This window comes from Cellulosimicrobium sp. NPDC057127, assembly GCF_042670945.1.
Classification (GTDB): Bacteria; Actinomycetota; Actinomycetes; order Actinomycetales; family Cellulomonadaceae; genus Cellulosimicrobium.
Genome location: NZ_JBHUUP010000016.1, coordinates 64,564 through 90,731, shown reverse-complemented (window position 1 = coordinate 90,731; position 26,168 = coordinate 64,564). Strand labels below are relative to the sequence as shown.

Genomic DNA, 26,168 nt, shown 5'->3' with positions numbered 1-26,168 from the left:
TGCGGTCCGGCGCTCGCGGTGGGGGCCGCGCGGGCCCCCGCCCGGGCCGGGGCCCGGCCGCACCTGTGGGCGGTCGCGCGCGGGGGCCGCGCGGACCCCCGGCGCGCGACCGGTCCGCGGGGGCTCGGGAGCGCGTCGGCGCTCCCCGCCCGTGGGCGGCGCCCCGGAGGGCGCCGCTCCGTCGGGGTCAGTACTCGCGGGTCGGCAGGGCCTCGATGGCCTGCTCCTGCGTGAAGGACTGGTCCTCGACGACGATGCGCTTCTCGACCTCCTCGCCGGCGACGACCTTCTTGATGACCTCGGCGAGGTCCGGGCCGAGCAGCGGGTTGCACTCGACGATGAAGTTGATCTTGCCGTCGGCGAGCGCCTGCATGCCGTCCTTGACCGCGTCGACCGTGACGATCTTGATGTCCTCGCCCGGCACCATGCCCGCGGCCTCGATCGCCTCGATCGCGCCCAGGCCCATGTCGTCGTTGTGCGCGTAGACGAGGTCGATGTCGTCGTGCGCCTGGAGGAAGCCCTCCATGACCGTCTTGCCCTCGGACCGCGTGAAGTTACCGGTCTGCGAGTCGATGATGGTGACGTTCGGGTTGTCCGCGGTCGCCGACTCGAAGCCGGTCTTGCGGTCGATCGCCGGGGCGGCGCCCGTGGTGCCCTGGAGCTCGACGACGTTGATCGGCTCGGTGGCGAGGTTCTCGCTGACCCACTCGCCGGCCATCTCGCCCTCGAGCACGAAGTCCGAGCCGATGAACGACTCGTACAGCGACTCGTCCTCGGAGTCGACGGCGCGGTCGGTCAGGACGACCGGGATGCCGGCCTGCTTGGCCTCCTCGAGCACCGAGTCCCAGCCGGACTCGACCACCGGGGAGAACGCGATGACGTCCACGCCCTGCGCGATGTAGGACCGGATCGCCTGGATCTGGTTCTCCTGCTTCTGCTGCGCGTCGGAGAACTTGAGGTCGAAGCCGTTCTCCTCGGTGAGCGTGTCCTGGATGGACTTCGTGTTCGCCGCGCGCCAGCCGGACTCCGCGCCCACCTGCGAGAAGCCGACGGTGATGAGGTCGCCGCCGCCTCCGCCGTCACCGCCGGCGGAGTCGCCGCCGCCGTCGCTGCCGCCGCTGCTGCACGCCGCGAGTGCGAGCACCGCCGCGCCGGCGAGGACACCAGTCAGACGCGTGCGCGCCTTGGTCGTGCTGAACATGCTCTCCTCCTTGAGATGCGGTGCCCGGCGCCGTGCCGGGTCCGATCGTGACCCGACCCAACGGCTGCGATGCCTGTTGAGTCTTGTTGGTACGTGTTCAGATGTGTCATTGTCTAGCGTTGTCGGAGCCCGGAAAGCAAGCCCTGCACCGCTGCAGCGCATAACTCTTCGGTAACTCCCGCCGTCACCCACCACGCCCGGTCCGGGGCACGTTCGCCGACCCGGGGTGTGTGAGCGATCACACCGACGTCCGGCTCTGATGTTAGCGCTCACACGCACGAGCGTGAAGAGCCCCGGGATCACGGTCCGGTCACGGACCGCGCCCGGGGCTCTCGAGCCGTCCCCCGACGGCCGGGCGGCGGAGGAGGTGCCGCCCGGCCGACGGGAACGGCTCCCGCTAGCGGCGCGCGAGGCGCAGCACCGACCAGGACACCGCGGGCAGCTCGGCGCGAGCCCTGTCGTCGGCCACCTTCGCCGTGGTGTTCGGCGCGGGCACGACGCTCGTCGCGTCGTCGGCCGTCGCCTGCCACGTGTGGTCCGGGTTGGACAGGGTGAGCGCCTCCACGAGACGCAGCCCGGGGAAGCCCCGCAGGTCGACGTCGAGGTCGATCGCCCGCGTCGTGGACCGGTTGACCGCGAACAGCACGAGGTCGCCGCTCTCGGGGTCGTGCGTCGCCACGGCGTCGAGCACGGGGACCGCGCCGAAGCGCTCGGTCTCCTCGGTCGGCGACTGCACCGCGACCCGCAGCACCTCGCCCGCGGCGTGGCGCGCGGTGAGCGCGAACGGGTGGAACGTCGTCTGGCGCCACGACCGACCGCCGGGCTCGGTCATGATCGGCGCGATGACGTTGACGAGCTGCGCGAGCGACGCGGCGTGCACGCGGTCCGTGTTGCGCAGCAGCGAGACGAGGAGGCTGCCCACGACGACGGCGTCCGCGACGTTGTAGCGGTCCTCGAGCAGCACGGGCGCGACCGGCCAGTCGTCGCCCGACGGCGGCTTCGACTCGGCGCGCTTCTGGTACCACACGTTCCACTCGTCGAACGAGATGTGGATCCGCTTGGTGTGCTTCCCCGCGGCCCGCACCTGGTCGGCGGTCGCGGCGACCGACTCCACGAAGTGGTCCATGTCCACGGCCGAGGCGAGGAACGACGCGAGGTCGCCGTCCTCCTCCCAGTAGTACGCGTGCGCCGAGACGTGGTCGACGTGCTCGTACGCCTCCGTGAGCACCACGCGCTCCCACTCGCCGAACGTCGGCATGTCGGAGCTCGACGAGCCGCAGACCACCAGCTCGACGCCCGGGTCCATCATGCGCATCGCCCGCGCGGTCTCGGCCGCGAGGCGCCCGTACTCCTGCGGCGTCTTGTGGCCGATCTGCCACGGGCCGTCCATCTCGTTGCCGAGGCACCACATCCGGACGCGGTACGGGTCCTCGACGCCGTGGGCGCGGCGCCGGTCCGACCAGAAGGAGCCACCCGGCACGTTGCAGTACTCGAGCAGGTCGAGCGCCTCCTGGACGCCGCGCGTCCCGAGGTTGACGGCCATCATCGGCTCGACGTCCGCCTTCGCGGCCCAGCGCATGAACTCGTCGACGCCCACGAGGTTCGGGTCGCTCGAGTGCCACGCGAGGTCGAGCCGTGTCGGGCGCTGCTCCACGGGCCCGACGCCGTCCTCCCAGCGGTAGCCGGAGACGAAGTTGCCCCCGGGGTACCGCACGGTCGTGACGCCGAGCTCGCGCACGAGGTCGAGGACGTCGCCCCGGAAGCCGTCGGCGTCGGCGGTCGGGTGACCGGGCTCGTGGATGCCGGTGTAGACGCAGCGGCCGAGGTGCTCGACGAACGAGCCGAAGGTCCGGCGGCGGACGGGCCCCACGACGAAGGCGGGGTCCAGGGTGAGGGTCGCGGAGTGCATGTCGGAGCTCCTGTACGGCCGGCGCACGCCGGCGGACGGGTCGGAGGACGCCTCGGCGTCCCGGTGGGGTGGCGGTGCGCGCCTACTTGATGGCGCCGAGCGAGAGCCCGCCCTGCCAGTACTTCTGGAGTCCCAGGAAGGCGGCCACGAGCGGCAGGACGGAGACGAGCGAGCCGGTCACGATGAGGTTCCAGACCTGCTCGCCGCCGGAACCGGCGTTCGACAGCGCCTGCCAGTTGTTGAGGCCGACCGTGACGGGCAGCAGGGTCGTGTCGCGCAGCATCGCGAGCGGGAGGAAGAAGTTGTTCCACGTCGCGACCGTCGTGAGCAGCAGCACCGTCACCATCGCGGGCCTCAGGAGCGGCATCGCCACCTGGGCGAACAGGCGGAGCTCCCCCGCGCCGTCCACGCGTCCGGCGTCGAGCATCTCGTCGGGGATCGCGTCCTGCGCGTACACCCGGACCAGGTAGACCCCGATCGGGCTGAGCAGCGACGGGAGGATGACCGCCCACATGGTGTTGACGAGCCCGAAGCTGCTCAGGAGCACGAACGTCGGGATGACGAGCGCCGTCATCGGGACCATGACCGCGCCCAGCAGGAGCGAGAAGAAGAGGCCCTTCCCGCGGAACCGGTACTTGGCGAGCCCGTAGCCCGCGAGGACGGCGAGGACCGTCGACCCGACGCCGCCGGCGAAGGCGTACACGAACGAGTTGCGGAACCATGTCCAGTAGATGCCGCCCTGGTGCGCGAACAGGCCCTGGACGTTGTCCCAGAGGGAGAACTCGTCGTTGAACCAGAGCGCGCCGCCCGACCCGACGAAGAGCCCGCTGTTGGACTTCGTCGAGCCGACGACCAGCCACCACAGGGGCGTGACGAAGTAGACGACGAGCAGCAGGAGGAAGACGTGGGAGCCGATGCGGCGGGGGCGCTTCGTCGTCCCCGGGCCCGTCGCCCCCGCCGGACGTCGCGTGGCGGCGCGACCCGTTCCGCGGTCGGTCGAGATGGTGGTCATGACGTGAGTCCGCTCTGCTTGCGCGTGGAGTAGAGGAAGACGTAGGAGCCGATGAACACGACGATCCCGAGCGCGAACGCGATGGTCGACGCGTAGTTGAACTGGCTGTACGAGAACGCCAGCGAGTACGCGTACATGTTCGGCGTGTACGACGACGGGATCGCGCCCTGGGCGACGCTGCGCAGCACCTGCGGCTCCGTGAAGAACTGGAGCGTGCCGATGAGGGAGAAGATGACGACCATCACGAGCGACGACGAGATCATCGGCACCTTGATGCGCAGCGCGACCTGCCGCCCGTTGGCGCCGTCGATGCGCGCGGCCTCGTAGACCGACGGGTCGATCGCGCGGAGCGCCGCGTAGATGATGATCATGTAGTACCCGACCCACTGCCACGTCACGATGTTGACGAGGCTGCCGAAGATCGCGCTCGAGCTGAGGAAGTCCGGCGCCGCCAGCCCGAACAGCCCGAAGAGGTCCGTCGCGGGCCCGAAGCGCGGGCTGTAGAGGAACCCCCACATCAGCGCGCCGATGACGGCGGGGATCGCGTACGGGACGAAGATGAGCAGGCGGGACGCCCGCGACAGCCGCGTGGCGAGCGTGTCGAGGACGAGCGCCGCGAGCAGCGCGACGACGATCTGGATCGGGACCATGACGAGGACGAAGCGCGCGACGCGCAGCAGCCCCTCGAGGAAGATCGTGTCGGTGAAGGCCTTGACGTAGTTGTCGGCCCCGACGAAGACGCTCCTGCCTCCGGTCGCGATGCCCTTGTTGTGCAGGCTCATCCAGAACGCGTACGCGAGCGGCGCGACGAGGAAGAGGACGAACACGACGGCGAAGGGAGCGACGTAGAACCAGCCCCAGCGCTGACGCCGGGAGTCGATCGCCGTGCGGCGCCGGACGACCGTGCCGGCGGGCGCGTCGACCGGGCGGTGCGTGGTGGTAGCGGACATCGATGTCTCCGATGGTCGGACGGTCGAGGGGGTCCGTGGGCCGCCCCGGCGGGGCGGCCCACGGACCGGGGTCACTCCGTGACCGTGAAGCCCTGCTCCTGGGCGTACTGGACGAGGGCGTCCTGGATGGCGCCCAGCGCGGTCGCCGCGTCGGAGTCGTTCTCGACCATCGCGAACAGCGCCTGCGTCTGCTGGTCGTACGCGTACGTCTGGAAGGGGCTGAACGCGAAGCCCTGGTACCCGGCGGCGGCGTCGAGGAACACGTCCTCGTTGATCTTCTGCCCGCCGAAGAAGTCGTACTCGAGCTGCGTGAAGTAGTCGGACTCGAGGATCGGGTTCCACTGCGGGAACAGGGCCGCCTCCTCGATGCCGAGCTTCCACGCCTCCTCGTCGCCGAACAGGCCCATCGCCACCTCGGCGGCGGCCTCCTTGTCGGACGCCTGCGACGTCACGGCGAAGGTGGAACCACCCCAGTTGACCTGGACGGGGTTCGCCGGGTCCCACTGCGGGAGCGGCGCGGCCCGCCACTCGGCGCCGTCGTCGGCGTCCGAGAGGCCCTGGAGGTACCCCGGCCCCCACGCGGCGGCGAGGTAGACGGCGTAGGTGCCGTCGACGAGGCTCGTGTTGTAGTCGGCCGTGAACGCGTCGTCGGTGGACACGAGGCCCGCGTCGATGAGGTCCTTCCAGTAGGTCAGGACCTCCTGGGCCTCCGGCGTGTCGACCGAGATGCCGATCTCCGTCGGGTTCGCGGCGTCGTAGGCGAACGGCTCCCAGCCGTTCTGGGCGAACAGCGCGTAGTTCAGCGCGTTGCCGTTGGTCGGGTAGTTCGTGATGTAGCCCTCGTACCCGGCGTCGCGCAGCGCCTGGCCGGCGGCGGCGAACTCCTCCCACGTCGTGGGCGGCGTGACGCCGTACTGCTCGAAGATGTCGGCGCGGTAGAGCATGCCCATGGGGCCGCCGTCGACCGGCACGGCGTAGACGGCGTCGCCGTTGGTGACGTCGGACCACGCGCCCTCGGTGAACTCGTCCTTCAGGTCTGCCGCTCCGTACTCCGAGAGGTCCACCAGCGAGTCGAGGATCGTGTAGGTCGGCAGGACCTCCGACTCGAGCATGATGACGTCCGGCGCTCCGGTGCCGGCCTCGATCGCCGTCGAGAACTTGGTGTACTCGTCGGCCCCCTGGCCCGCGTTGGTCCAGCAGACCTGGACGTCGTCGTGCGTCTCGTTGAAGTGGTCCACCACGCTCTCGAAGCTCGGGTACCACGCCCAGACGGAGACCTGCGTGGCGTCGGGCTTCTTCACCTCGTTCGTGCACGTCTCGTTCTCGCCGCCGCCCTCGGGGCCGCCGCCGCCCGAGCACGCCCCGAGCCCGAGCACGAGTCCTGATGCCACGAGACCCGCCGCCGCGGCTCGCCCGATCGTCCATCTGCGCATGTCGAGTCCTCCTTGAACCGATGTGCTGCGCGGGGCGACCACGGGACCGCCCGCTACGACCGACACCGGAGTCGGCCGTTTTTCCAACGTTGTAGTACAACGTTGGAGAAGTTGTAGCGCGAGACCCCTCGACCGTGCAACTCCCGGGCCGCGGATCGAGACCGGACCGTGACACGCGCGAGGCGGACGAGTGCGTCGGCGGGCACGCCGCGGCCGCTCCGACGACGGGCGGGCGACGAGCGGGCGTCGGCGGTCGGGTGGCGGTCGGCCGACCCGGCCGCGGTCAGCCGGCCGTCGCGCCGCCGGACGACTCGCGCACGACCAGGTCGAAGTCCGCGACGACGCGTCGCGGCTGGGCAGGTCCGTCGCCGGCGATCCGCTCGAGCAGCATGTCGACCGCGGTCGTGGCGATCTGGTCGCGGCCGGGCGCCACGGTCGACAGCGGCGGGGCGGCGTACGCCGCGTCGTCCACGTCGTCGAACCCGACGACCGCGACCTGCGTCGGCACGTCGATGCGGCGGGCGTGCAGGACGTGCAGCGCGCCGAGCGCGAGCGCGTCGTTCATCGCGAAGACCCCGTCGATCGTGACGCCCTGGTCGAGCAGCCGTTCCATCGCCGCCGCCCCGGTCGAGCGGTGCCACAGACCCGCCTCGCCGACGAGAGCGGGGTCGAACGGCAGCCCCGCGGCGTCGAGCGCCGCACGGTACCCCTGGAGCCGCAGCGCGGCGGAACCCATCTGCTCGTCGGGGTGCACGCCGATCACCGCGATGCGCCGCCTCCCGACGTCGATCAGGTGCTGCGTCGCCGCGCGCGACGCCTCGACGTTGCTCATCGTGACGTGGTCGACGCCCGCCCCGAAGATGCGCTCGCCGAGCAGCACGAGCGGGTACGACACGTCGAGGAGCGAGCCCTCGTCGGGCCCCAGGGCGAGGGGCGAGAAGATCAGGCCGTCGGTGAGCAGGCGTCGCTGGCTGCGCAGCACCTCGAGCTCCTTCTCGCGCACGGCGCCCGTCTGCTCGATGAGCACGACCGCGCCTCGGGACTCGGCCGCCTGCATGACCGAGTCGGCGAGCTCGGCGAAGTAGGGCAGCGAGAGCTCGGGCACGGCGAGGCCGATGATGCCCGTCCGGCCCTGGCGCAGGTTCCGGGCCGTGAGGTTGACCGTGTAGCCGAGGTCGGCGATCGCGCGCTCGACACGCTCGCGCGTCGCCGGCTTGATGTGCGGGTACCGGTTCACGACGTTCGAGACGGTCTTGACCGACACGCCGGCGCGCGCCGCGACGTCGTGCATGGTGACTGCCATGTGAGCTCCTCCCACCGGTTCCCCGACGACGCCGCGGCCGGGACGCCGGGCGCGCCCCGCCAGGACGGCGCACCGGCAGGGTACATCGTTGTAGATCCAGCACGGGGCCTCGTACGATTGCAACGTTGTAGAACTTCTGAGCCAGGAGACCCGATGTCGCTTCCCCGTGCCCGTGCGACCCTGCACCCCGACTTCCGTGTCGGCCCGATCGACCGCCGCCTGTTCGGCTCCTTCGTCGAGCACCTCGGCCGTGCCGTCTACACCGGCATCTACGAGCCCGGCCACCCCGTCGCCGACGAGCACGGCTTCCGGCGCGACGTCGCCGAGCTCACGCGCGAGCTGGGCGTGACGATGCTGCGCTACCCCGGCGGCAACTTCGTCTCCAACTACCGCTGGGAGGACGGCGTCGGCCCCGTGGAGAGCCGCAAACCCTTCCTCGACCTCGCGTGGCGCACCGTCGAGCCGAACCTCGTCGGCACCGACGAGTTCCTGCGGTGGGCTGAGCGCGAGGGCTTCGAGCCCATGATGGCGGTCAACCTCGGCACGCGCGGCGTCGAGGCCGCCGCGGCGCTCGTCGAGTACTGCAACGGCGAGGCCGGTACGCGCTGGGCCGACCTGCGCATCGCCAACGGCCGCACCGAGCCGTACGGGGTGCACCTGTGGTGCCTCGGCAACGAGATGGACGGCCCGTGGCAGATCGGGCACAAGGACGCGCACGAGTACGGGAAGCTGGCCGCCGAGGCCGGCAAGGCGATGAAGCTCGTCGACCCGTCGATCTCGCTCGTCGTCTGCGGGTCGTCGTCGATGCAGATGGACACCTTCGGCGAGTGGGAGCAGACGGTCCTGTCGTACACGTACGACCTCGTGGACCACGTCTCGATGCACGCGTACTACGAGGAGCTCGACGGCGACCGCGCGTCCTTCCTCGGCTCCGGCACCGCGATGGACCGCTTCATCGACCGCGTCGTCGCGTCGGCCGACGCCGTGGGCGCGCGCCGCCGCTCGGACAAGAGGATCACGATCAGCTTCGACGAGTGGAACGTCTGGTACCTCGAGTCCCGCTTCCCCGGCGAGACGAACCTGCCGCTCCAGCGCGACGCGCCGCGCATCATCGAGGACGTCTACTCCGCGCTCGACGCCGTCGTCGTCGGCGACCTCCTGGTCACGCTGCTCAACCACGCCGACCGCGTCCCCGTCGCGGCGCTCGCGCAGCTCGTCAACGTCATCGCGCCGATCATGACCGAGCCCGGCGGCGAGTCGTGGCGCCAGCCGACGTTCCACCCGTTCGCGACGACGGCGCGCCTCGCGCGCGGCGAGGCGCTCGACGTGCGGGTGGACTCCCCCACCACGACGACCGCGCGGCACGGCGAGGTCCCGCTCGTCACCGCCGCCGCGACGAGCGACCCGGCGACCGGGGCGCTCGCGCTGTTCCTCACGAACCGGTCCCCGGAGCCGGTCGAGGTCGACGTCGAGCACGTCGGCGTGCACGTCGAGCTCACCGAGGGGTGGCGCATGGTCGCCGACCACGAGCCCGCCGTCGCCGGCCCCGCGCACGCGCGCAAGGTGGTCGAGGCCTGCTGGTCCGCCGTGGACCTCGGGGCCGGGGTCTCCGGCTCCGGGACGTGCACGACCGTCGTGCTCCCGCCGGAGTCGTGGACCGCGCTCGCCGGGGTCGCCACGTCCGCCTGACCGGACCGCTCGTCGGGCCGGCGCCGCGGAGCCGGCCCGACGCGCCGCAGGGCGCGCCCCCTCGCCGCACCGGCGAGGAAGGCGCGCCCTGCGCGGCGTCAGAGGCCCTGGGCGAGGCGGTAGTACACCTGGTTCCAGCGCACCTGGTCGCGGAAGCCGCGTCGCGTCGTCGACTCGTCGATGACGAGCAGCTCCGTGCCCGCGATGTCGGCGAAGACCTCGAACGCCTCGACGCCGGCCGCGGTCGACAGCACCGTGTGGTGCGCGCCGCCCGCCGTCAGCCACGCCTCCGCGGACGTCGCGAAGTCGGGGCGCGGCTCCCACACGGCGCGCGCGACCGGCAGGTGCGGCAGCGGCGCGCTCGGCGGGACGACGTCGACCACGTTCGCCGTGAGGCGGAAGCGGTCGCGCATGTCGGCGAGCGAGACGACGACGCCCACGCCGGGGTCGGCGTCGAACACCATGCGGACCGGGTCCTCCTTGCCGCCGATGCCGAGGGGGTGGATCTCGACCCGCGGCTTCGACGTGGTCAGGGAGGGGCAGATCTCGAGCATGTGGGCACCGAGGATCTTCTCGCTGCCGGGCGTGAGGTCGTAGGTGTAGTCCTCCATGAGGGACGCGCCGCCGGGCAGGCCCTCGCCCATGACCTTCGCGGCGCGCACGAGCACGGCGGTCTTCCAGTCGCCCTCGGCGCCGAACCCGTAGCCCTTCGACATGAGCCGCTGCACCGCGATGCCGGGCAGCTGGCGCAGGTCGCCGAGGTCCTCGAAGTTCGTCGTGAACGCCTTGGCCCCGACCGACTCGAGGAACGTCTCGAGCGCGATCTCCTGGCGCGCGGCGTAGCGCAGCGACTCGTGGCGGTCGCCGTCCTTGCGCAGCTCCGGCACGACGTCGTACAGGTCCTCGTACTCGGCGACGAGCGCGTCGACGTCCGCCTCCGACACCGCCTCGACGGCGGCGACCAGGTCGTTCACGCCCCACGTGTTCACCGAGACGCCGAACCGCAGCTCGGCCTCCGTCTTGTCGCCCTCGGTGACCGCGACGTTGCGCATGTTGTCGCCGAAGCGGGCCAGGCGCAGCTCGTGCGTGGCCGCCCAGCCCGCGGCGCCGCGCACCCACGCGCCGACGCGCGCCGTGACCGCCGGGTTGGTCACGTGCCCCACGACGGTCGTGCGGGCGACGCCGAGGCGCGTCGCGACGTACGCGTACTCGCGGTCGCCGTGCGCGGCCTGGTTGAGGTTCATGAAGTCGAAGTCGATCGTGTCCCACGGGAGCTCGACGTTCGCCTGGGTGTGCAGGTGCAGCAGCGGCTTGCGCAGCTGGTCGAGGCCGGCGATCCACATCTTGGCGGGGCTGAACGTGTGCATCCACGTCACGACGCCGAGCACGCGGTCGTCCGCGTTGGCGTCGAGCATCGCGCGCCGGATCGACGCGGAGTCCTTGAGGACCGGCTTCCACACGACGGTGGCGGGCACGTCGGACGACGCGTCGAGGGTGCGCGCGACCTCCTGGGACTGCTCGGCGACCTGGCGCAGGGTCTCCTCGCCGTACAGGTCCTGGCTGCCGGTGAGGAACCAGATCTCGCGGTCCGCGTAGGGCTTGCTCATGGCTTCCACATCTCTCGTGTCGGTGGCTGCGGCGTCGCGTCGGTGCAGGCGCCGGGTGGTCGTGCCGGTCGGGTCGACCGGCCGGTGTCAGCGGGCGGGCTGCTGGCCGTAGACGTTCTGGTACCGCGCGTACAGCGAGTCGACGTCGGACTGCGCGATGCGCGTCGGCTCGCCGAGCTGGCGGCTGACGTGCACGGTCCGCGCCACCTCCTCGCACATCACCGCGGCCTTGACGGCGGCGCGCGCGTCCTTGCCGATCGTGAACGGCCCGTGGTTGCGCATGAGCACCGCGGGGCTGCGCGACTCGCGGAGGGTCTCGACGATGCCGCGGCCGATCGAGTCGTCGCCGATGAGCGCGAACGGGCCGACGGGGATGTCGCCGCCGAACTCGTCGGCCATCATCGTCAGCACGCACGGGACGGCCTCGCCGCGCGCCGCCCACGCCGTGGCGTACGTCGAGTGCGTGTGCACCACGCCGCCGACCTCGGGCATGTGCGTGTACACGTAGGCGTGCGCCGCGGTGTCCGACGACGGCGAGCGGTCGCCCTCGACGAGGGTGCCGTCGAGGTCGCACACGACCATGGCCTCGGGCGTGATGTCGTCGTACGACACCCCGGACGGCTTGATGACGAGCAGGTCGTCGCTCCCGTCGGCGGCCGCGCCGCGGACGCGCTCGGAGACGTTGCCCGCGGTCCACACGACGAGCTCCCAGCGGGGCAGCTCGGCGTGCAGCGCGGCGACGCGCTCCTTGGCGGTGTCGACGGCGTCGCGCAGCTCGGCCGGGACGCCGGCGAGCGGCGCGGCGGACCCGGTCGGGGTCGAGGTGGTCATGCGGGGTGTCTCCTTCGTGGGTTCAGAGCGCGGCGGTCGCGGCACGCTCGACCGCGAGGCCGGCGTCGTACCGTTCGAGGTAGGCGGCGAAGCCGGCGACGTCGGCGGCGTCGGGCTCGACCGTGTCCAGCTCGGCCGAGGCGAAGACGTGGTCGCGCAGGTAGCCGCCGAGGTCGGCCGCGCGCGCGTCGGCGTCCTGCGGCGCCGCGAGACGGTCGCGCAGGTAGGCGGCGAGCACCGCGATGCCCCACGCGCCGCCCTCGCCGGCCGTGCGGCCGACGGTGACGGGCGCGTCGATCGCGGCCGCGAGCAGGCGCTGCGCGACGCCCGCGGTGCGGAACATCCCCCCGTGGGCGAACATCGCGTCGACCGCGACGCCCTCGCGCGCCAGGACGCGCATCCCGAGGGCGAGCGTGCCGAACGCGCCGTAGACCTGCGTGCGCGCGAAGTTGGCGAGGGTCAGGCGGCTGTCCGGGGTGCGCACGACGAGCGGGCGCCCTTCCTCCAGGCCCGTGATCGGCTCGCCGGACAGGTAGTTGTAGGCCAGCAGGCCACCGCCGTCGGCGTCGCCGTCCAGCGCGGCACGGAAGAACGCGCCGAACACGTCGTCCGGCGTCGCGGTGCTGCCGAGGGCCGCCGCGAGCTCGCCGAGCAGCGAGGCCCACGCGCTGAGCTCGCTGGCCCCGTTGTTGCAGTGGACCATGGCCACGAGGTCGCCCGCGGGCGTCGTGACGACGTCGATCTCGTGGTGGACGCTCTCGAGCGGCCGCTCGAGCACGACCATGGCGAAGATGCTCGTCCCGGCGCTGACGTTGCCGGTGCGCGGGGTGACGGACGCGGTCGCGACCATCCCGGTCCCGGCGTCGCCCTCGGGCGGGCACAGCGGCACGCCGGCCTCGAGCGTGCCGGTGGGGTCCAGCCACGCGGCGCCCTCGGGCGTGAGCGCGCCGGCCTCTTCCCCCGCCACCAGCACGCGGGGCAGCAGCTCCTCGAGCTTCGGCAGGGCGCGCCGTGTCGCGACGCGCTCGTCGAGCAGGTCGAGCATGCGACGGTCGTAGTCGCGCGTGGCCGGGTCGACGGGGAACATGCCGGACGCGTCGCCGACGCCGAGCACGTGGCGACCGGTGAGCCGGCGGTGGACGTACCCGGCGAGCGTCGTGAGGGACGCGACGTCGTCGACGTGGGGCTCCTCGTCGAGGACCGCCTGGTACCAGTGGGCGACCGACCAGCGCAGCGGCACGTTGTACCCGAGCAGCTCGGTGAGCTCGGCGGCGGCGGCACCGGTCGACGTGTTGCGCCACGTGCGGAACGGGACAAGGAGCTCACCGGCGGCGTCGAAGGCCAGGTAGCCGTGCATCATCGCGGACACCCCGAGCGCGCCGAACGTCGTCGGGCGGACGCCGTAGCGCGCCTCCACGTCGGCCACCAGGTCCGCGTAGCACTCGCGCAGCCCCGTCTCGACCGCGTCGAGGGAGTACGTCCACGTGCGGTCCACGTACTCGTTCTCCCACGCGTGGCTGCCGCTCGCGATCGGCGTGCCGTCCGGCCCGACCAGGCACGCCTTGATCCGGGTCGAGCCGAGCTCGATGCCGAGCGCCGTCGTCCCTGCGGTGACGGCCGTCCGGATCGCGGTCACGTCGTCCTGCTGCACCATCGAAGTCTCTCCTCGCCGCGTCGTCGCGTCCCTGTACGTCCGCTGCCGATGTTAGCGCTCACACGCCCTGTGGCCAACCGTGCTGCCGACGCTCCGCCGCCGCACGGCGCCGGTCGGGCGCGCGGGAGCTCGTGGTCCGCGCGCTCACCGGCCCGGCTCGGCGGTGCTCTCGCGCACCACGAGCTCCGGCGGGATCGAGACGGGCCGCACCACCGCCCCGGCGAACGCGTCCAGCATCAGCGCGATCGCCCGCCGGCCGAGCGCGCCGAACGGCTGGCGCACGGTGGTCAGCGGCGGGATGAAGTGTCCCGCGCCCGCGACGTCGTCGAAGCCGACGACGGACACGTCGTCCGGCACGCGCACCCCGGACTCCCAGAACGCGCGCAGGAGCCCGAGCGCGAGCTGGTCGTTGCCCGCGAACACCGCCGTCGGCCCGTCCCCCGCCCGGACGGCGTCCGCGAGCTCGCGGCCCACCGCGTAGCCGCGGTCGGAGGACCAGTCCCCGCGGACCGGGTCCGGCACCGGTGCGCCCGCGTCCTCGAGCGCCCCGCGCCACCCCGTCTCGCGCTCGCGCGCGTCGAACCAGTCGAGCGGGCCGGACAGGTGCAGGACCGTGCGGTGGCCCAGGCCCAGGAGGTGCTCGGCCGCGAGCCGCGCGCCGAGGCGCTGGTCGACGGCGATCGGCAGGATGCTCCCGGCGCCCTCGGCGGCACCGGCACCCTCGGCTCCCCCGGCACCGTCCTGCACCTGCTCGGGGACGCCCGGGCGGTCGCGCGCCGCGATCATGATGACCGGCACCGGCGCGCGGAAGGAGTCGACGGCGTCGGCGACGTCCGTCTGCGGCGCGATGACGACGATCCCCTCGACGCCCTGGTCCATGAAGTGCTCGAGCACGCGGTGCATCGTCGCCGCGTCGTACCGGCGGATGGTCGCGACGCTCACGAAGTAGCCCTGCTCACGAGCCGCCTCCTCGACCGCGATGAGCGTCGACGTCGGGCCGTACAGGGCCGACCCCGTCGTCACCACGCCGACCGTCCCCGACCGCATCGTCACGAGCGCGCGGGCCGCGCTGTTGCGCCGGTACCCGAGCGTCGCGATCGCGTCGAGCACGCGGTCGCGCGTCTCGGGCCGCACGCTCGGGTGGTCGTTGAGCACGCGCGAGACGGTCTGGTGCGACACGCCGGCGAGCCGCGCGACGTCGGCCATCGCCGGCGGACGCGTGCGGGGCGACGGCCCGGACGCGCTCATCCGGCCGACCCCGTCCCGGTCTCCTCGCCCAGCGTCCGGGCGAGCTCGGCCGAGCGGTCGCGCGCCGCCTCGAGCGCGTCGAGGAACGCCGCGCGCACGCCGCCGGCGTCGAGCCGGCGCAGCGCCGCGACCGTGGTGCCCCCGGGGGACGAGACCCGCTCGCGCAGGATCGCCGGGTGCTCGCCGGTCTCGGCCAGCATCGTCGCGGCGCCGCGCACGGTCGCGGTCGCGAGCTCGAGGGCGGTCGCCCGGGTCAGCCCCAGCAGCACCCCCGCCTCCGCGAGCGCGTCGACGACGTAGAAGACGTACGCCGGACCGGAGCCCGACAGCGCTCCCACGGCGTCCTGGTCCTTCTCCGGGACGCGCAGCACGAGACCCGTGGCCGCGAGCATGCGCTCGACGAGCGCGAGGTGCTCGTCGGTCGCCGCGGAGCCCGGGCTCACCGCGCTCACGCCCGCGCCGACGACGGAGGGCGTGTTCGGCATGACGCGCACCACGGGCGTCCCGGCGGGCAGGCGACCCTCGTAGAACGCCGTGGGCAGGCCGACGGCGACGCTCACGACGACCGTGCCGGTGCCGACGACGTCGCGCACCTGCGCCAGGAGGGCGTCGACGTCCTTGGGCTTGACCGCGACCACGACCACGCCCGCGCCGCGGACCGCGGCGACGTTGTCGTCGGTGACCTCGACGCCGTGACGCCCGGCGAGCTCGTCGCGGCGCGCGGGCCGGCGGACGGTGGCGACGACGTCCCCGGGGTCCCACCCGCCCGCGAGCGCGCCGGACAGGACGGTCTCGCCCATGACCCCTGCGCCGAGGACGGCGAGGCGTGGGCGGTGGGGGGTGTCGCTCATGCGTGGTCAGCTCCGATCAGCGGTGGACCAGGGCATTCTTGCGCAGACTCGCGCAGATGCCGCGGCCCGGGTCACATCGGGTAGGCGGCGTAGACGTCCTCGACGACGTCGGCGGGCCCGGTGGCCCGCAGGACCGCGGTCCCGTTGCGCCACGTGACGGTGGCCTCGCCCTCGTCCCCGGGGACGACGACGACGGTGCCGACCGTCTCGCCCCCGACCGTGACGTCGTCCTGCGTGGCCGGCTCGACGCCCTCGAGGAGGGCCGTCGCGGCGGTCTCCGCCTCCTGGGGCGTCGGCCACTGCCCCGCGACCACGGTGACCGTCGTCGCGCCCTCGTCCTCGCCGTCGGCGTAGACCAGCTCGTACGCCTCGAGCGCGCCGGCGGCGGTCCACGCGTCGGTCGCGGCGTCGCTGCGCAGCGCGAGGTCGAGCACGGTCGCGGGCAGCGCCTGCGCGAAGGGCGTGCTCGCCGTGCGCTCCACGGGCTCGAGCGTCGGGGTCGCCGGGTCCGCGGTGACGGTCACGGTGGGTGCGGGCTCCTCCTCGCCGCCCGACCGCGCGAACCCCGGCCACACGAGCGCGAGCAGCGCGACGACGAGCGCCACGACGAGCACGAGGGCGAGGAGCGCGACGAGGCGACGGCGCCGGTAGACGGCCGGCGGCACGGGTCGGGTGTGCCGGCGGTCGCTCGCCCCCACCGCGTCGCGCGGCCGGACGGGGCCGTGGGGGGGTCGGCTGCTCGTCGGCTGGCCCATCGGTGATCCTCCTTCGACGGCGCCCAGCCTAGGGCGCGCGGGGCCCCGAGCCCGGGATCTCGTCGTGCGCCCCGCCGCGCGCCCCGGCGACCGCACGCCGCTCGGCGCGTGCGCGCACGCGCCCCGTGGCCACGGACACGAGCACGCCCACGACGAGCAGGTCGAGGACGATCTGGACCATCGTGACGACCTTCGCGAGCTCGCCCGTGGGGTGGACGTCGCCGTAGCCCACGGTCCCGAGCGTGACGACCGCGAAGTAGAGCGCGTCCGTGCGCGTCGCGATGCCGACGAAGTCGTCGGCCATGACGTAGTACGTCGCGGCGAAGAACGCCACGAGCGGCAGCAGCAGCCCGACGACGGACTGCACGCGCACGCTCGGCTCGTGCCCCGCGCGCACCTGGCGCCGCACCTGGACCGTCAGGACGGCGCACAGGAGCACCAGCCCGGCGACGAACACGACGAGCTGCGCCGGCCCCGGGTCGCCGTCGCGCGGGAGCGGCACGCCGTAGTAGACGGTCAGGCACGCGGCGGCGGAGACCAGGGTGAGGACCGGGGTCCACCAGCCGCTGTCGTGCCGGAGCGCTCGCATGCGCCCAGGATGGCGCGTCCCGCGACGGAGCGCTCGCGCGCCGGTCAGCCGGCCGCTCCAGGGCGCGACGGCGTGTCGGGGGCCACCGCTACCGTGGCCGCGTGACGTCGTCGACGAGCGCGCCCGCCCGGTCCGGGGCCGGCGCCAAGCGCACCCGCCCCGCCTACCGCTGCACCGAGTGCGGGTGGACCACCGCGAAGTGGGCGGGACGGTGCGGCGAGTGCCAGGAGTGGGGCACGGTCACCGAGGACGCGCCCGCCGCGTCCGGCCCGCGCACGACGGCGGTCGTCCCCACGCGCTCGCCGGCGCGGCCCATCGCGGAGATCGACGTCGAGGCGGCGCGGGCCGCTCCGACCGGCGTGGCCGAGCTCGACCGCGTCCTCGGCGGCGGCATCGTGCCCGGCGCCGTCGTGCTGCTCGCCGGGGAGCCGGGCGTCGGCAAGTCCACGCTCCTGCTCGCGGTCGCGAGCAACGTCGCCGCCGGCGCGTCGGACCTGCCCACGGCGGACCGCGGCGCGGCCCCGGGCGCGCCCGCGGCCCCGAAGCGCGTCCTGTACGTCACGGGCGAGGAGTCCGCGGGGCAGGTCCGCCTGCGGGCCGAGCGGGTCGGGGCCCTCGCGCCCGGCCTGCTCCTCGCCGCGGAGACCGACCTGGCGACGGTCCTCGGGCACGTCGAGGCGACCGAGCCCGACCTCCTGGTCGTCGACTCCGTGCAGACCATCGCGTCCGCCCAGGTCGAGGGCGCCCCGGGCGGGGTCGGGCAGGTGCGCGAGGTCGCCGCCGCCCTCATCGGGGCCGCGAAGGCGCGCGACCTCCCGGTGATCCTCGTCGGCCACGTCACGAAGGACGGGTCGGTCGCCGGGCCGCGGACGCTCGAGCACCTGGTCGACGTCGTGTGCCAGTTCGAGGGCGACCGCCACTCGCGGCTGCGCCTCGTGCGCGCGGTCAAGAACCGCTACGGGCCCACCGACGAGGTCGGCTGCTTCGACCTCACCGAGGACGGGATCGTCGGACTCGCCGACCCGAGCGGGCTGTTCCTCTCGCACACCGGTGCGGGCGTGCCCGGCACGTGCATCTCCGTGACCGTCGAGGGGCGGCGGCCGCTCGCGCTCGAGATCCAGGCGCTCGTCGTGCCGAGCTCGCTGAGCAACCCGCGGCGCACCACGAACGGCGTCGACGCGAGCCGCCTCGCGATGATCCTCGCGGTCATGCACCGCCACGCCGGCGTGCGCCTCGTCGACCAGGACGTCTACGTCTCGACCGTCGGCGGCGCGAAGGTCGCCGAGCCCGCGGCCGACCTGTCCATCGCCCTGTCCGTGCTGTCGGCGCGCGAGGACACCGCGCTGCCGGCCGGGACGGTCGCGTTCGGGGAGGTGGGGCTGGCGGGCGACATCCGGCAGGTCTCCGGCCTCGACCGGCGGCTCGCCGAGGCCGCGCGGCTGGGTTTCACGCGCGCCGTCGTGCCGCGCGGGTCGTTCCCCCGGCCGGTGGACGGCATGACGGTCCTGCCCGCCCGTCACCTCGGCGAGGCGTTCGAGCTCGCCCGGTCGTGAGCGGGTCGGCGCGGGACGTGACCGGATCGTGACCGGTTCCCCGCCGGAACACGCGTCGGCCCGGGCTTCGAGAGGGGCCGCGGCGTAGGATCGCGTCGTGGTCACCTCCCCCGCGCACCCCGACGAGCTGCTCCGGGAAACCCTTGCCGCCGTCGCCCCCGGCACCGAGCTGCGCGACGGCCTCGAACGCATCCTGCGCGGCCGGACGGGCGCCCTCATCGTGCTCGGCCTGGACCGGGTGGTCGAGGAGATGTGCTCGGGCGGCTTCGAGCTCGACGTCGGCTTCTCCGCGACGCGCCTGCGCGAGCTGTCCAAGATGGACGGCGCCGTCGTGCTGGACCACGAGGCGAACCGGATCCTGCGCGCGGCCGTCCAGCTCCTGCCGGACCCGACGATCGAGACGACGGAGTCCGGGACGCGGCACCGGACGGCGGAGCGCGTCGCCAAGCAGACCGGCTTCCCCGTCATCTCGGTGAGCCAGTCGATGCGGATCGTCGCGCTCTACGTCGGCGGGCAGCGGCACGTGCTCGAGGACTCCGACACCATCCTGTCCCGCGCCAACCAGGCGCTCGCGACGCTCGAGCGGTACCGCGCACGCCTCGACGAGGTCTCCGGCACGCTCTCGGCCCTCGAGATCGAGGACCTCGTGACCGTGCGCGACGTGTGCGCGGTGGTGCAGCGGCTCGAGATGGTGGCCCGGATCTCCGAGGAGATCGCCGGCTACGTCATCGAGCTCGGGACCGACGGGCGGCTCCTGGCCCTGCAGCTCGACGAGCTCCTCGGCGGGATCGGCTCGGACCGCGAGTTCGTCATCCGCGACTACGTCGACCTGAACCGCAAGGACCGCTCGTTGGCGGACGTGCAGAAGTCGCTGGGCGGTCTCGACTCGACGCAGCTGCTCGACCTCGGGCAGATCGGCCGCGTGCTCGACCTCCCGGGCGGTGGCGACGCGCTCGACGCGGCCGTCGCACCCCACGGCTACCGCCTGCTGTCGAAGGTCCCGCGACTCCCGGCGACGATCATCGACCGGCTCGTGGCGCACTTCGGCGGCCTGCAGAAGCTGCTGGCCGCGAGCATCGACGACCTCATGACGGTCGACGGCGTGGGCGAGCAGCGCGCGCGGGCCGTGCGCGAGGGCCTGTCGCGGCTCGCCGAGTCGAGCATCCTCGAGCGCTACGTCTGAGGTCCGGCGGGCGGGGCCGCGGGCTCACCGGAGGTCTCCGGGGCGGCCGGCGGCACCTGCTCACCGGTCCCCTGCTCCTGCGTGGGCGCCGCCGGCTCGGTCGGGGCGGGCGGCTCGCCGGACGTCGCGGGCTCGGTCGGGGTCGGCGCCGGTGGCGGGGTGGGGTCGAGCACGGTGAACGTCACGGGTGCGCTCGTCAGCTCGTCGACGCCGGCCACGACCGCAACCGCCGTGAACGTCCCGGGCGCCACCTCGGGCTGGTCCGGGGCGCACCCCTCGACGGAGCGACGGCGGTCCCAGCGCACGGTGGCCGACACCTCGTCGCCGCGGCTCATGAGCAGCGGGCGCTCCCCCGTCGCGCAGTGCGCGGAGGACCACACGACCTCCTCGCCGGCGCGCACCAGCACCGGTCGTCCGGCGTCCGAGCCGTCGACGAGGCAGGGCCGCGCGCCGACGTGGCGCATCGTCACCTGGAGCTCGACCGCCTCATCGACGGTGAACTCGGTGTCCGTCGGCACGACGGTGAGCTCGAGCGCGCCGACGCCGCAGTCGCGCGGCGGCCCGAGGGGCTCCGGCGTCGGCGGTGCCGCCCGGCCCGGCGTGTCGGTGCCGCCACCCCCGACCATGGGCCCGACGGCACGGACCACGACCTGCCCGAGCAGCACGAGACCCGTCACGAGCGCCGCGAGCACGAGCAGCGCGAGGGCACGGCGTCGCACGAGGACGGCCCGCGACGGTCGCGTGCTCTGCGTGCTCTGCGTGCTCACCCGTGCTCCCGGAGTCTCGTGCGTGGGACGTGGGCTCCTACGCTAGTGGCCCGCGGCGCCGTCCCGGCCGAGCCGCGCCGGGACGGCGGCCCACCCCGCCGCGCCCGCCGAGCCGGGCGCCGGAGAACGGAAGGAGTCGCCGTGACAGCACCGCCCTCGGCACCCGCGGACCCGCACGCCGCGGTGCGCGACGCCGTCGCGGAGTGGTTCGGGCGCACGGCACGGGACCTGCCCTGGCGCGCGGACGACCGCACGGCGTGGGGCGTGCTCGTGAGCGAGGTGATGCTGCAGCAGACCCCCGTCGCGCGCGTCGAGCCCGTGTGGCGCGAGTGGCTCGACCGCTGGCCGCAGCCGGCGGACCTCGCGGCCGCCCCGACCGCCGACGTGCTGCGCGCGTGGGGACGGCTCGGCTACCCGCGCCGGGCGCTGCGCCTGCAGGAGTGCGCGCGCACGATCGTGCAGCGCCACGGCGGCACCGTGCCGCACGGCGAGGAGGCGCTGCGCGCGCTGCCGGGGGTCGGCGAGTACACGGCCGCCGCGGTGACCGCGTTCGCGCACCGGCGCCGGGCGGTCGTCGTGGACACGAACGTGCGCCGCGTCCTCGCCCGCGCGGTCGCCGGCCGTGCGCTGCCCGCGCCGTCGTACACGGCGGCCGAGCGCGCGCTCGCCACGGCCGTCGCCCCGGACGACGACGCCTCCGCCACGCGGTGGGCCGCGGCGTCCATGGAGCTCGGTGCGCTCGTCTGCACCGCGCGCACACCCCGGTGCGGGGCGTGCCCGGTACGGGACCTGTGCGCCTGGCGGGCGGCCGGGCGGCCCGCCGACGAGCACGCCGACAGGCGACACACGCAGGCGTGGGCGGGGACCGATCGTCAGGTACGCGGCCGCGTCATGGCCGCGCTGCGCGACGCCGCCGGCCCGGTCCCCCGGCGGCTCGTCGAGGCGGTGTGGCACGACGCGGCGCAGCTCGACCGCTGCGTCGCGAGCCTCGTGGAGGACGGTCTCGTCGAGCAGGACGGCGAGGCGCTGCGCCTGCCGGCCTGACCTGGCCCCGGCGTCAGCCCAGTTCGAGGAGCATCCGCGTGTTGCCGAGCGTGTTCGGCTTGACCCGGGCGAGGTCGAGGAACTCGGCGACCCCGTCGTCGTGGGAGCGCAGCAGCTCGGTGTAGACCTCCGCCGACACCGGCGTGCCCTCGATCGGCCGGAACCCGTGCCGCGCGAAGAAGCCGACCTCGAAGGTCAGGCAGAAGACGCGGCGCAGGCCGAGCGCGCGGGCGCGGGCGAGCAGCTCTTCCACGAGCGCGTCGCCGACGCGGCGCCCGCGCCACGCCGGGTCCACGGCGAGCGTGCGGATCTCGGCCAGGTCGTCCCACATGACGTGGAGCGCCCCGCACCCCACGACGTCGTCGCGGCCCTCGGGCGCCGCGACCACGAACTCCTGCACGGACTCGTAGTAGCCCACCATCTCCTTGGCCAGGAGGATGCGCTCCTCGGCGTACGGCTGCACGAGCGTGCGGATCGCACGGACGTCGGCGGGCATCGCCGGGCGGACGTGGACCGGCACGCGGTCGACCGAGGGCTGGGACGGCACGCCGACACTGTACGCGGCGACGACGCTCGATGCATGCCTATCCACTCCTGCGCATAGTCACGCGCTGCGGTCAGCCCTCGTCGACGAGCCTGGCCGCGGTGATCTCGTCGACCACGAGGTCGGTCACCACGCCGGCGCGCAGGGCTGCGCGCAGAGGGACGACCTTGTTGTCGCCGGCGACCGCGCACACGCGTCGCGGCACCCGGCGCAGCTCGTCCGGCGACGGCCCGGTCGCGCGCTCGTTGAGCGCCACGTCGCGGTAGGTGCCGTCGGGCCGCAGGAAGACCGTGCAGACGTCGCCGACCACGCCCTCCTGCTCCAGCACGGCGATGTCCTCCGGCTCGAGGTAGCCCGCCGCGTAGACGTGCGACGGGACGCCGCCGGAGACGGCGCCGACCGAGAAGAGCGCGATGTCCGCCCGGTGCTGCACGTCGAGCACGCGGCGCACGGACCGCTCGCGCCACATGGCCTGCTTCGTCTCGGCGTAGTCGAAGAACGCCGGGACTGGGAAATGGTGCACGTGGGCGTCGAACGCCGTGCCGAACCCGGCGATGAGGTCGCCCGCGTAGTGCACGCCGGACGTGCGCGTGTTCGCCGCCCCGTTGAGCTGCACGACGGCGCTCCCCCGCGTCGCCTTGCGGGGCAGGTGGCGCGAGACCGCCGAGAGGGTCGTCCCCCAGGCGATGCCGAGGATCATGTCGGAGTCGAACCACGTGGACAGCAGCCGCGCGGTCGTCATCGCGACCTGCTCGAGACGGTCCACCTGCGCCGCCTGGTCGGGGACGGGCACGACGTAGGCGTCGATGCCCCACGCGCTCGCGATCTGCTGCCCGACACCCGGCGCGCGGCTGCTCGTGGGTCGTAGCGAGATCTCGACGAGCCCCGTCTCCCGCGCCCGCTTGACGAGCCGCGAGACGGTCGACCGGGACGTGCGCAGGTGCTTCGCGATCGCCTCCATCTTCATGTCCTGCAGGTAGTACATCGACGCCGCACGCAGGACGTCCTGCTCCCGGTCGACCATGACGGCTCCTTCCCTTCGCCCACCCCCAGTGTGCACGTTCGTGCACAGCGCTTGCGCGTCCGTTCGCGGCGTGGTGGTGTGAAGGTCGTGCGGAGACGTCGCGGTACGAGCGACGGCCTCTGAGCAGCGCGGCTCCCCTCGCGCACCTGCGGGGGGCGTGGGACCGTCGCTGTGAGCGCACCGGGTGCGTCGGCATCTCGGGGCGTGCGCACGTGGGCGACGAGAGAGGTTGGACGGATGGCATCCACGAGACTCACCGCGGAGTCGCGCCAGCAGGCGCTGGCCGCGCTCGAGGCCAGCACTAGCGCGGACGCCGAGCTCGACGTCCTGGTGATCGGCGGGGGCGTCACCGGAGCGGGCATCGCGCTCGACGCCGTGACGCGCGGCCTGTCGACGGCGATCGTCGAGGCCCAGGACTGGTCCGCGGGCACGTCGAGCCGGTCGAGCAAGCTCGTCCACGGCGGCCTGCGCTACCTGCAGATGCTCGACTTCCACCTCGTGCACGAGGCACTGACCGAGCGCGACCTGCTCCTGCGGGACATCGCGCCCCACCTCGTGCGGCCGGTGCCCTTCCTGTACCCGCTCGAGCACCGGGTGTGGGAGCGCGCCTACGTCGGCGCCGGCATCGCGCTCTACGACACGCTCGCGAGCGTGGCCCCCGGCAAGCGCGCCATGCCCATCCACCGGCACCTGAGCCGCCACCGCATGGAGAAGAAGTTCCCCGACCTCGCGCACGACGCCGCCGTCGGCGCCGTGCAGTACTGGGACGCGTCCGTCGACGACGCCCGCCTCGTGAGCACGCTCGTGCGCACCGCAGCGTCGTACGGGGCCCACGCCGCGTCGCGCACGCAGGTCGTCTCCCTGACCAAGGGCGCCACCGGCGCGGTCAACGGCGCCGTCCTCGTCGACCTCGAGACCGGCCACGAGCTCACCGTGCGCGCACGCTCGGTGATCAACGCCACCGGTGTCTGGACCGAGGACACCGAGGCGCTCGCGGGCAGCGACGGCGGCCTGCGGGTGCTCGCCTCCAAGGGCGTCCACATCGTCGTCCCGCGCGAGCGGATCAAGGGACAGGTCGGCCTGATCCTGCAGACCGAGAAGTCGGTGCTGTTCGTCATCCCGTGGTCGCGGTACTGGGTCATCGGCACCACGGACACCCCGTGGGAGCAGGAGCTCCAGCACCCCGTCGCGACGTCCGCCGACATCGACTACGTGCTCGAGCACGCGAACGCCGTGCTCGCTCACCCGCTCACGCGCGACGACATCATCGGCACGTGGGCCGGCCTGCGGCCCCTGCTGCAGCCGGGCACCAAGGAGGGGACGAGCTCGGCGAAGGTGTCGCGCGAGCACACCGTCGCCTCCCCCACGCCCGGGCTCACCGTGATCGCGGGCGGCAAGCTCACGACCTACCGCGTCATGGCGAAGGACGCGGTGGACTTCGCGATCGGCCAGCGGGCGAGCGCCCTGCCGTCGATCACGCACACGATCCCGCTCCTCGGCGCCGTCGGGCTCGAGGCCGTACGACGCCAGGCCCGCCCGTGGGCGTCCCGCTACCGCTGGACGCCCGGGATGGTCGACCACCTGCTCCACCGGTACGGCTCGAACCTGCGCGAGATCGTCGAGCTGTGCGAGGCGCAGCCCGACCTCGCGAAGCCTCTCGAGCACGCACCGGCGTACCTGCGTGCGGAGATCGCCTACGGCGTCTCCCACGAGGGGGCGCTGCACGTCGAGGACCTGCTGCTGCACCGCACGCGCCTCAACTACGAGATCGCCGACCGCGGTCTCGCAGCGCTCCCGGAGATCGCCGACATCGCGGCCGGGATCCTCGGCTGGGACGACTCGACGCGTGACGAGGAGGTCAGGCAGTACACCGAGCGCGCGAACGCCGAGGCGGCCGCCGAGCGGCAGCCGGACGACGCGAGCGCCGAGCGGACCCGTCTCGACGCACCCGACGTCTCGCCCCTGCAGCCCCTGCGCGTGGGCTGAGCGCACGGAGCGCACAACTGCATGACGGGTGCGGCCGGGACGACCCCCTCGGCCGCACCCGCACCGCCCGGGAGCGACGTCGCCCCGGGCCGACGAGGACCACGACGCACCGAGCGTCGTCGGGGTTGCGACAGCGAAGTCCGATCAAGAAAGCGAGCACACGATGGACGTGTCAACAGGCGAGCTCCTCTTCTCCGAGTTCCTCGGCACCATGTTCCTGCTCCTCGGGGGCGCCGGCGTCGTCGCCAACGTCATCCTCCCGCGGAACAAGGGATTCGACGGCGGCTGGCTCCTCATCAACTTCGGCTGGGGCCTCGCCGTGTTCGCCGGTGTCTTCGTCGCGTACAAGACCGGCGCCCACATCAACCCCGCCGTGACCTTCGGCATCTGGGCGAGCGGGGCCGAGGAGTTCGCCCCCGGCATCCCGGTGACCGCCGCGAACGGGTTCTTCTACATCACCGCGCAGATGGCGGGTGCCGCCATCGGTGCGCTCCTCGCCTTCCTGGCGTACAAGAAGCACTTCGACGAGGAGGCGCCCGCCGCCACCAAGCTCGGCGTCTTCTCCACCGGCCCGGAGATCCGCTCCTACGGCTGGAACCTCGTCACCGAGATCCTCGGCACCTTCGTGCTCGTGTTCGTCGTCCTCATGTTCGGCAACACGCCGAACGAGCTCGGCCCGCTCGCCGTCGCCCTCCTCGTCGTCGGCATCGGCGCGAGCCTCGGTGGCCCCACCGGGTACGCCATCAACCCGGCTCGTGACCTCGGCCCCCGCATCGCCCACGCCCTGCTGCCCATCAAGGGCAAGGGCAGCAGCGACTGGTCGTACTCCTGGGTCCCCGTCCTGGGCCCGATCATCGGCGGCGTCCTCGCCGGTCTCCTCGCACCCGTCTACGCCTGACCCTCTCCCGCACTCCCTCCCGTCGTGGGGGGGCCCCCCCCCCCCCCCCCCCCCCCCCCCCCCCCCCCCCCCCCCCCCCCCCACCCCCCCCCCCCCCCCCCCCCCCCCCACCAACCCCCACACCCCAGCCCCCCCCC

Annotated in this window: 22 protein-coding genes; 6 read left to right on the top strand and 16 right to left on the bottom strand. The window is 73.5% G+C overall.

What is annotated here, in order from left to right; translation table 11 throughout:
* Positions 1-187: 187 nt before the first annotated feature.
* The 6 genes from ACFTZA_RS15035 to ACFTZA_RS15010 form a co-directional block, all read right to left on the bottom strand.
* On the bottom strand, positions 188-1,201 hold the full coding sequence (locus ACFTZA_RS15035; RefSeq protein WP_378196511.1) for an ABC transporter substrate-binding protein: 1,014 nt from the start codon (positions 1,199-1,201) through the stop codon (positions 188-190).
* A gap of 397 nt (positions 1,202-1,598) precedes the next feature.
* Positions 1,599-3,110 carry an alpha-N-arabinofuranosidase gene (locus tag ACFTZA_RS15030; protein WP_378196508.1) on the bottom strand — a complete coding sequence of 504 codons (1,512 nt, stop codon included), beginning with the start codon at positions 3,108-3,110 and terminating at the stop codon, positions 1,599-1,601.
* Between the two features lie 82 nt (positions 3,111-3,192).
* A complete protein-coding gene (locus tag ACFTZA_RS15025; protein WP_378196505.1) occupies positions 3,193-4,122 on the bottom strand; it encodes a carbohydrate ABC transporter permease in 930 nt (309 codons plus the stop codon).
* Positions 4,119-5,072, bottom strand: coding sequence for a carbohydrate ABC transporter permease (locus ACFTZA_RS15020; RefSeq protein WP_378196502.1), 954 nt, complete (start codon positions 5,070-5,072; stop codon positions 4,119-4,121). The genes ACFTZA_RS15025 and ACFTZA_RS15020 overlap by 4 nt, the downstream gene beginning before the upstream one ends.
* Positions 5,073-5,143: 71 nt before the next feature.
* The gene (locus tag ACFTZA_RS15015; protein WP_378196498.1) at positions 5,144-6,505 is read right to left on the bottom strand and encodes an ABC transporter substrate-binding protein; all 1,362 of its coding nucleotides are present in this window, start codon (positions 6,503-6,505) and stop codon (positions 5,144-5,146) included.
* Positions 6,506-6,788: 283 nt separating this feature from the next.
* Positions 6,789-7,808: a LacI family DNA-binding transcriptional regulator gene (locus tag ACFTZA_RS15010; RefSeq protein ID WP_378196495.1), complete on the bottom strand. Its 1,020-nt coding sequence runs from the start codon at positions 7,806-7,808 to the stop codon at positions 6,789-6,791.
* A gap of 153 nt (positions 7,809-7,961) precedes the next feature.
* On the opposite strand from ACFTZA_RS15010, the gene ACFTZA_RS15005 reads away from it, so the two are divergent.
* Positions 7,962-9,497 (top strand): alpha-N-arabinofuranosidase, encoded by a 1,536-nt coding sequence (locus ACFTZA_RS15005; protein WP_378196493.1) that lies wholly within the window; start codon positions 7,962-7,964, stop codon positions 9,495-9,497.
* A 98-nt stretch (positions 9,498-9,595) separates the two neighbouring features.
* Here the strand turns inward: ACFTZA_RS15005 and araA are convergent, their stop codons facing one another.
* The 7 genes from araA to ACFTZA_RS14970 form a co-directional block, all read right to left on the bottom strand.
* Positions 9,596-11,104 carry an L-arabinose isomerase gene (gene araA / locus ACFTZA_RS15000; RefSeq protein ID WP_378196490.1) on the bottom strand — a complete coding sequence of 503 codons (1,509 nt, stop codon included), beginning with the start codon at positions 11,102-11,104 and terminating at the stop codon, positions 9,596-9,598.
* Between the two features lie 87 nt (positions 11,105-11,191).
* Positions 11,192-11,935, bottom strand: a complete 744-nt coding sequence (locus tag ACFTZA_RS14995; protein ID WP_378196487.1) for an L-ribulose-5-phosphate 4-epimerase — start codon at positions 11,933-11,935, stop codon at positions 11,192-11,194.
* 22 nt (positions 11,936-11,957) lie between these two features.
* A complete protein-coding gene (locus ACFTZA_RS14990; RefSeq protein ID WP_378196484.1) occupies positions 11,958-13,589 on the bottom strand; it encodes a xylulokinase in 1,632 nt (543 codons plus the stop codon).
* Between the two features lie 144 nt (positions 13,590-13,733).
* Positions 13,734-14,837, bottom strand: coding sequence for a LacI family DNA-binding transcriptional regulator (locus tag ACFTZA_RS14985; RefSeq protein WP_378196481.1), 1,104 nt, complete (start codon positions 14,835-14,837; stop codon positions 13,734-13,736).
* Positions 14,834-15,688 carry a pyrroline-5-carboxylate reductase gene (proC, locus tag ACFTZA_RS14980; RefSeq protein ID WP_378196478.1) on the bottom strand — a complete coding sequence of 285 codons (855 nt, stop codon included), beginning with the start codon at positions 15,686-15,688 and terminating at the stop codon, positions 14,834-14,836. The genes ACFTZA_RS14985 and proC overlap by 4 nt, the downstream gene beginning before the upstream one ends.
* Positions 15,689-15,759: 71 nt before the next feature.
* Positions 15,760-16,353, bottom strand: coding sequence for a hypothetical protein (locus ACFTZA_RS14975; RefSeq protein WP_378196475.1), 594 nt, complete (start codon positions 16,351-16,353; stop codon positions 15,760-15,762).
* 118 nt (positions 16,354-16,471) lie between these two features.
* On the bottom strand, positions 16,472-17,032 hold the full coding sequence (locus ACFTZA_RS14970; RefSeq protein ID WP_378196472.1) for a potassium channel family protein: 561 nt from the start codon (positions 17,030-17,032) through the stop codon (positions 16,472-16,474).
* Positions 17,033-17,133: 101 nt separating this feature from the next.
* Between ACFTZA_RS14970 and radA the strand changes: the two genes are divergently transcribed.
* The gene (radA, locus tag ACFTZA_RS14965; protein WP_378196469.1) at positions 17,134-18,585 is read left to right on the top strand and encodes a DNA repair protein RadA; all 1,452 of its coding nucleotides are present in this window, start codon (positions 17,134-17,136) and stop codon (positions 18,583-18,585) included.
* 97 nt (positions 18,586-18,682) lie between these two features.
* Positions 18,683-19,768, top strand: a complete 1,086-nt coding sequence (gene disA, locus ACFTZA_RS14960; protein ID WP_378196466.1) for a DNA integrity scanning diadenylate cyclase DisA — start codon at positions 18,683-18,685, stop codon at positions 19,766-19,768.
* Here disA and ACFTZA_RS14955 read toward each other — a convergent pair.
* Positions 19,759-20,535: a hypothetical protein gene (locus tag ACFTZA_RS14955; RefSeq protein ID WP_378196463.1), complete on the bottom strand. Its 777-nt coding sequence runs from the start codon at positions 20,533-20,535 to the stop codon at positions 19,759-19,761. The genes disA and ACFTZA_RS14955 overlap by 10 nt on opposite strands.
* A 141-nt stretch (positions 20,536-20,676) precedes the next feature.
* Between ACFTZA_RS14955 and ACFTZA_RS14950 the strand changes: the two genes are divergently transcribed.
* Positions 20,677-21,579, top strand: coding sequence for an A/G-specific adenine glycosylase (locus ACFTZA_RS14950; protein ID WP_378196461.1), 903 nt, complete (start codon positions 20,677-20,679; stop codon positions 21,577-21,579).
* A gap of 13 nt (positions 21,580-21,592) precedes the next feature.
* Here ACFTZA_RS14950 and ACFTZA_RS14945 read toward each other — a convergent pair whose 3' ends face one another.
* Entirely contained in the window at positions 21,593-22,126 is a 534-nt protein-coding gene (locus ACFTZA_RS14945; protein WP_378196458.1) for an amino-acid N-acetyltransferase, read from the bottom strand.
* A 70-nt stretch (positions 22,127-22,196) separates the two neighbouring features.
* The gene (locus tag ACFTZA_RS14940) at positions 22,197-23,147 is read right to left on the bottom strand and encodes a sugar-binding transcriptional regulator (protein WP_378196456.1); all 951 of its coding nucleotides are present in this window, start codon (positions 23,145-23,147) and stop codon (positions 22,197-22,199) included.
* 237 nt (positions 23,148-23,384) lie between these two features.
* On the opposite strand from ACFTZA_RS14940, the gene ACFTZA_RS14935 reads away from it, so the two are divergent.
* Together ACFTZA_RS14935 and ACFTZA_RS14930 are read left to right on the top strand one after the other, a co-directional pair.
* On the top strand, positions 23,385-25,133 hold the full coding sequence (locus ACFTZA_RS14935) for an FAD-dependent oxidoreductase (protein WP_378196453.1): 1,749 nt from the start codon (positions 23,385-23,387) through the stop codon (positions 25,131-25,133).
* Between the two features lie 163 nt (positions 25,134-25,296).
* Positions 25,297-26,031 (top strand): MIP/aquaporin family protein, encoded by a 735-nt coding sequence (locus ACFTZA_RS14930; RefSeq protein WP_378196450.1) that lies wholly within the window; start codon positions 25,297-25,299, stop codon positions 26,029-26,031.
* Positions 26,032-26,168: the final 137 nt, after the last annotated feature.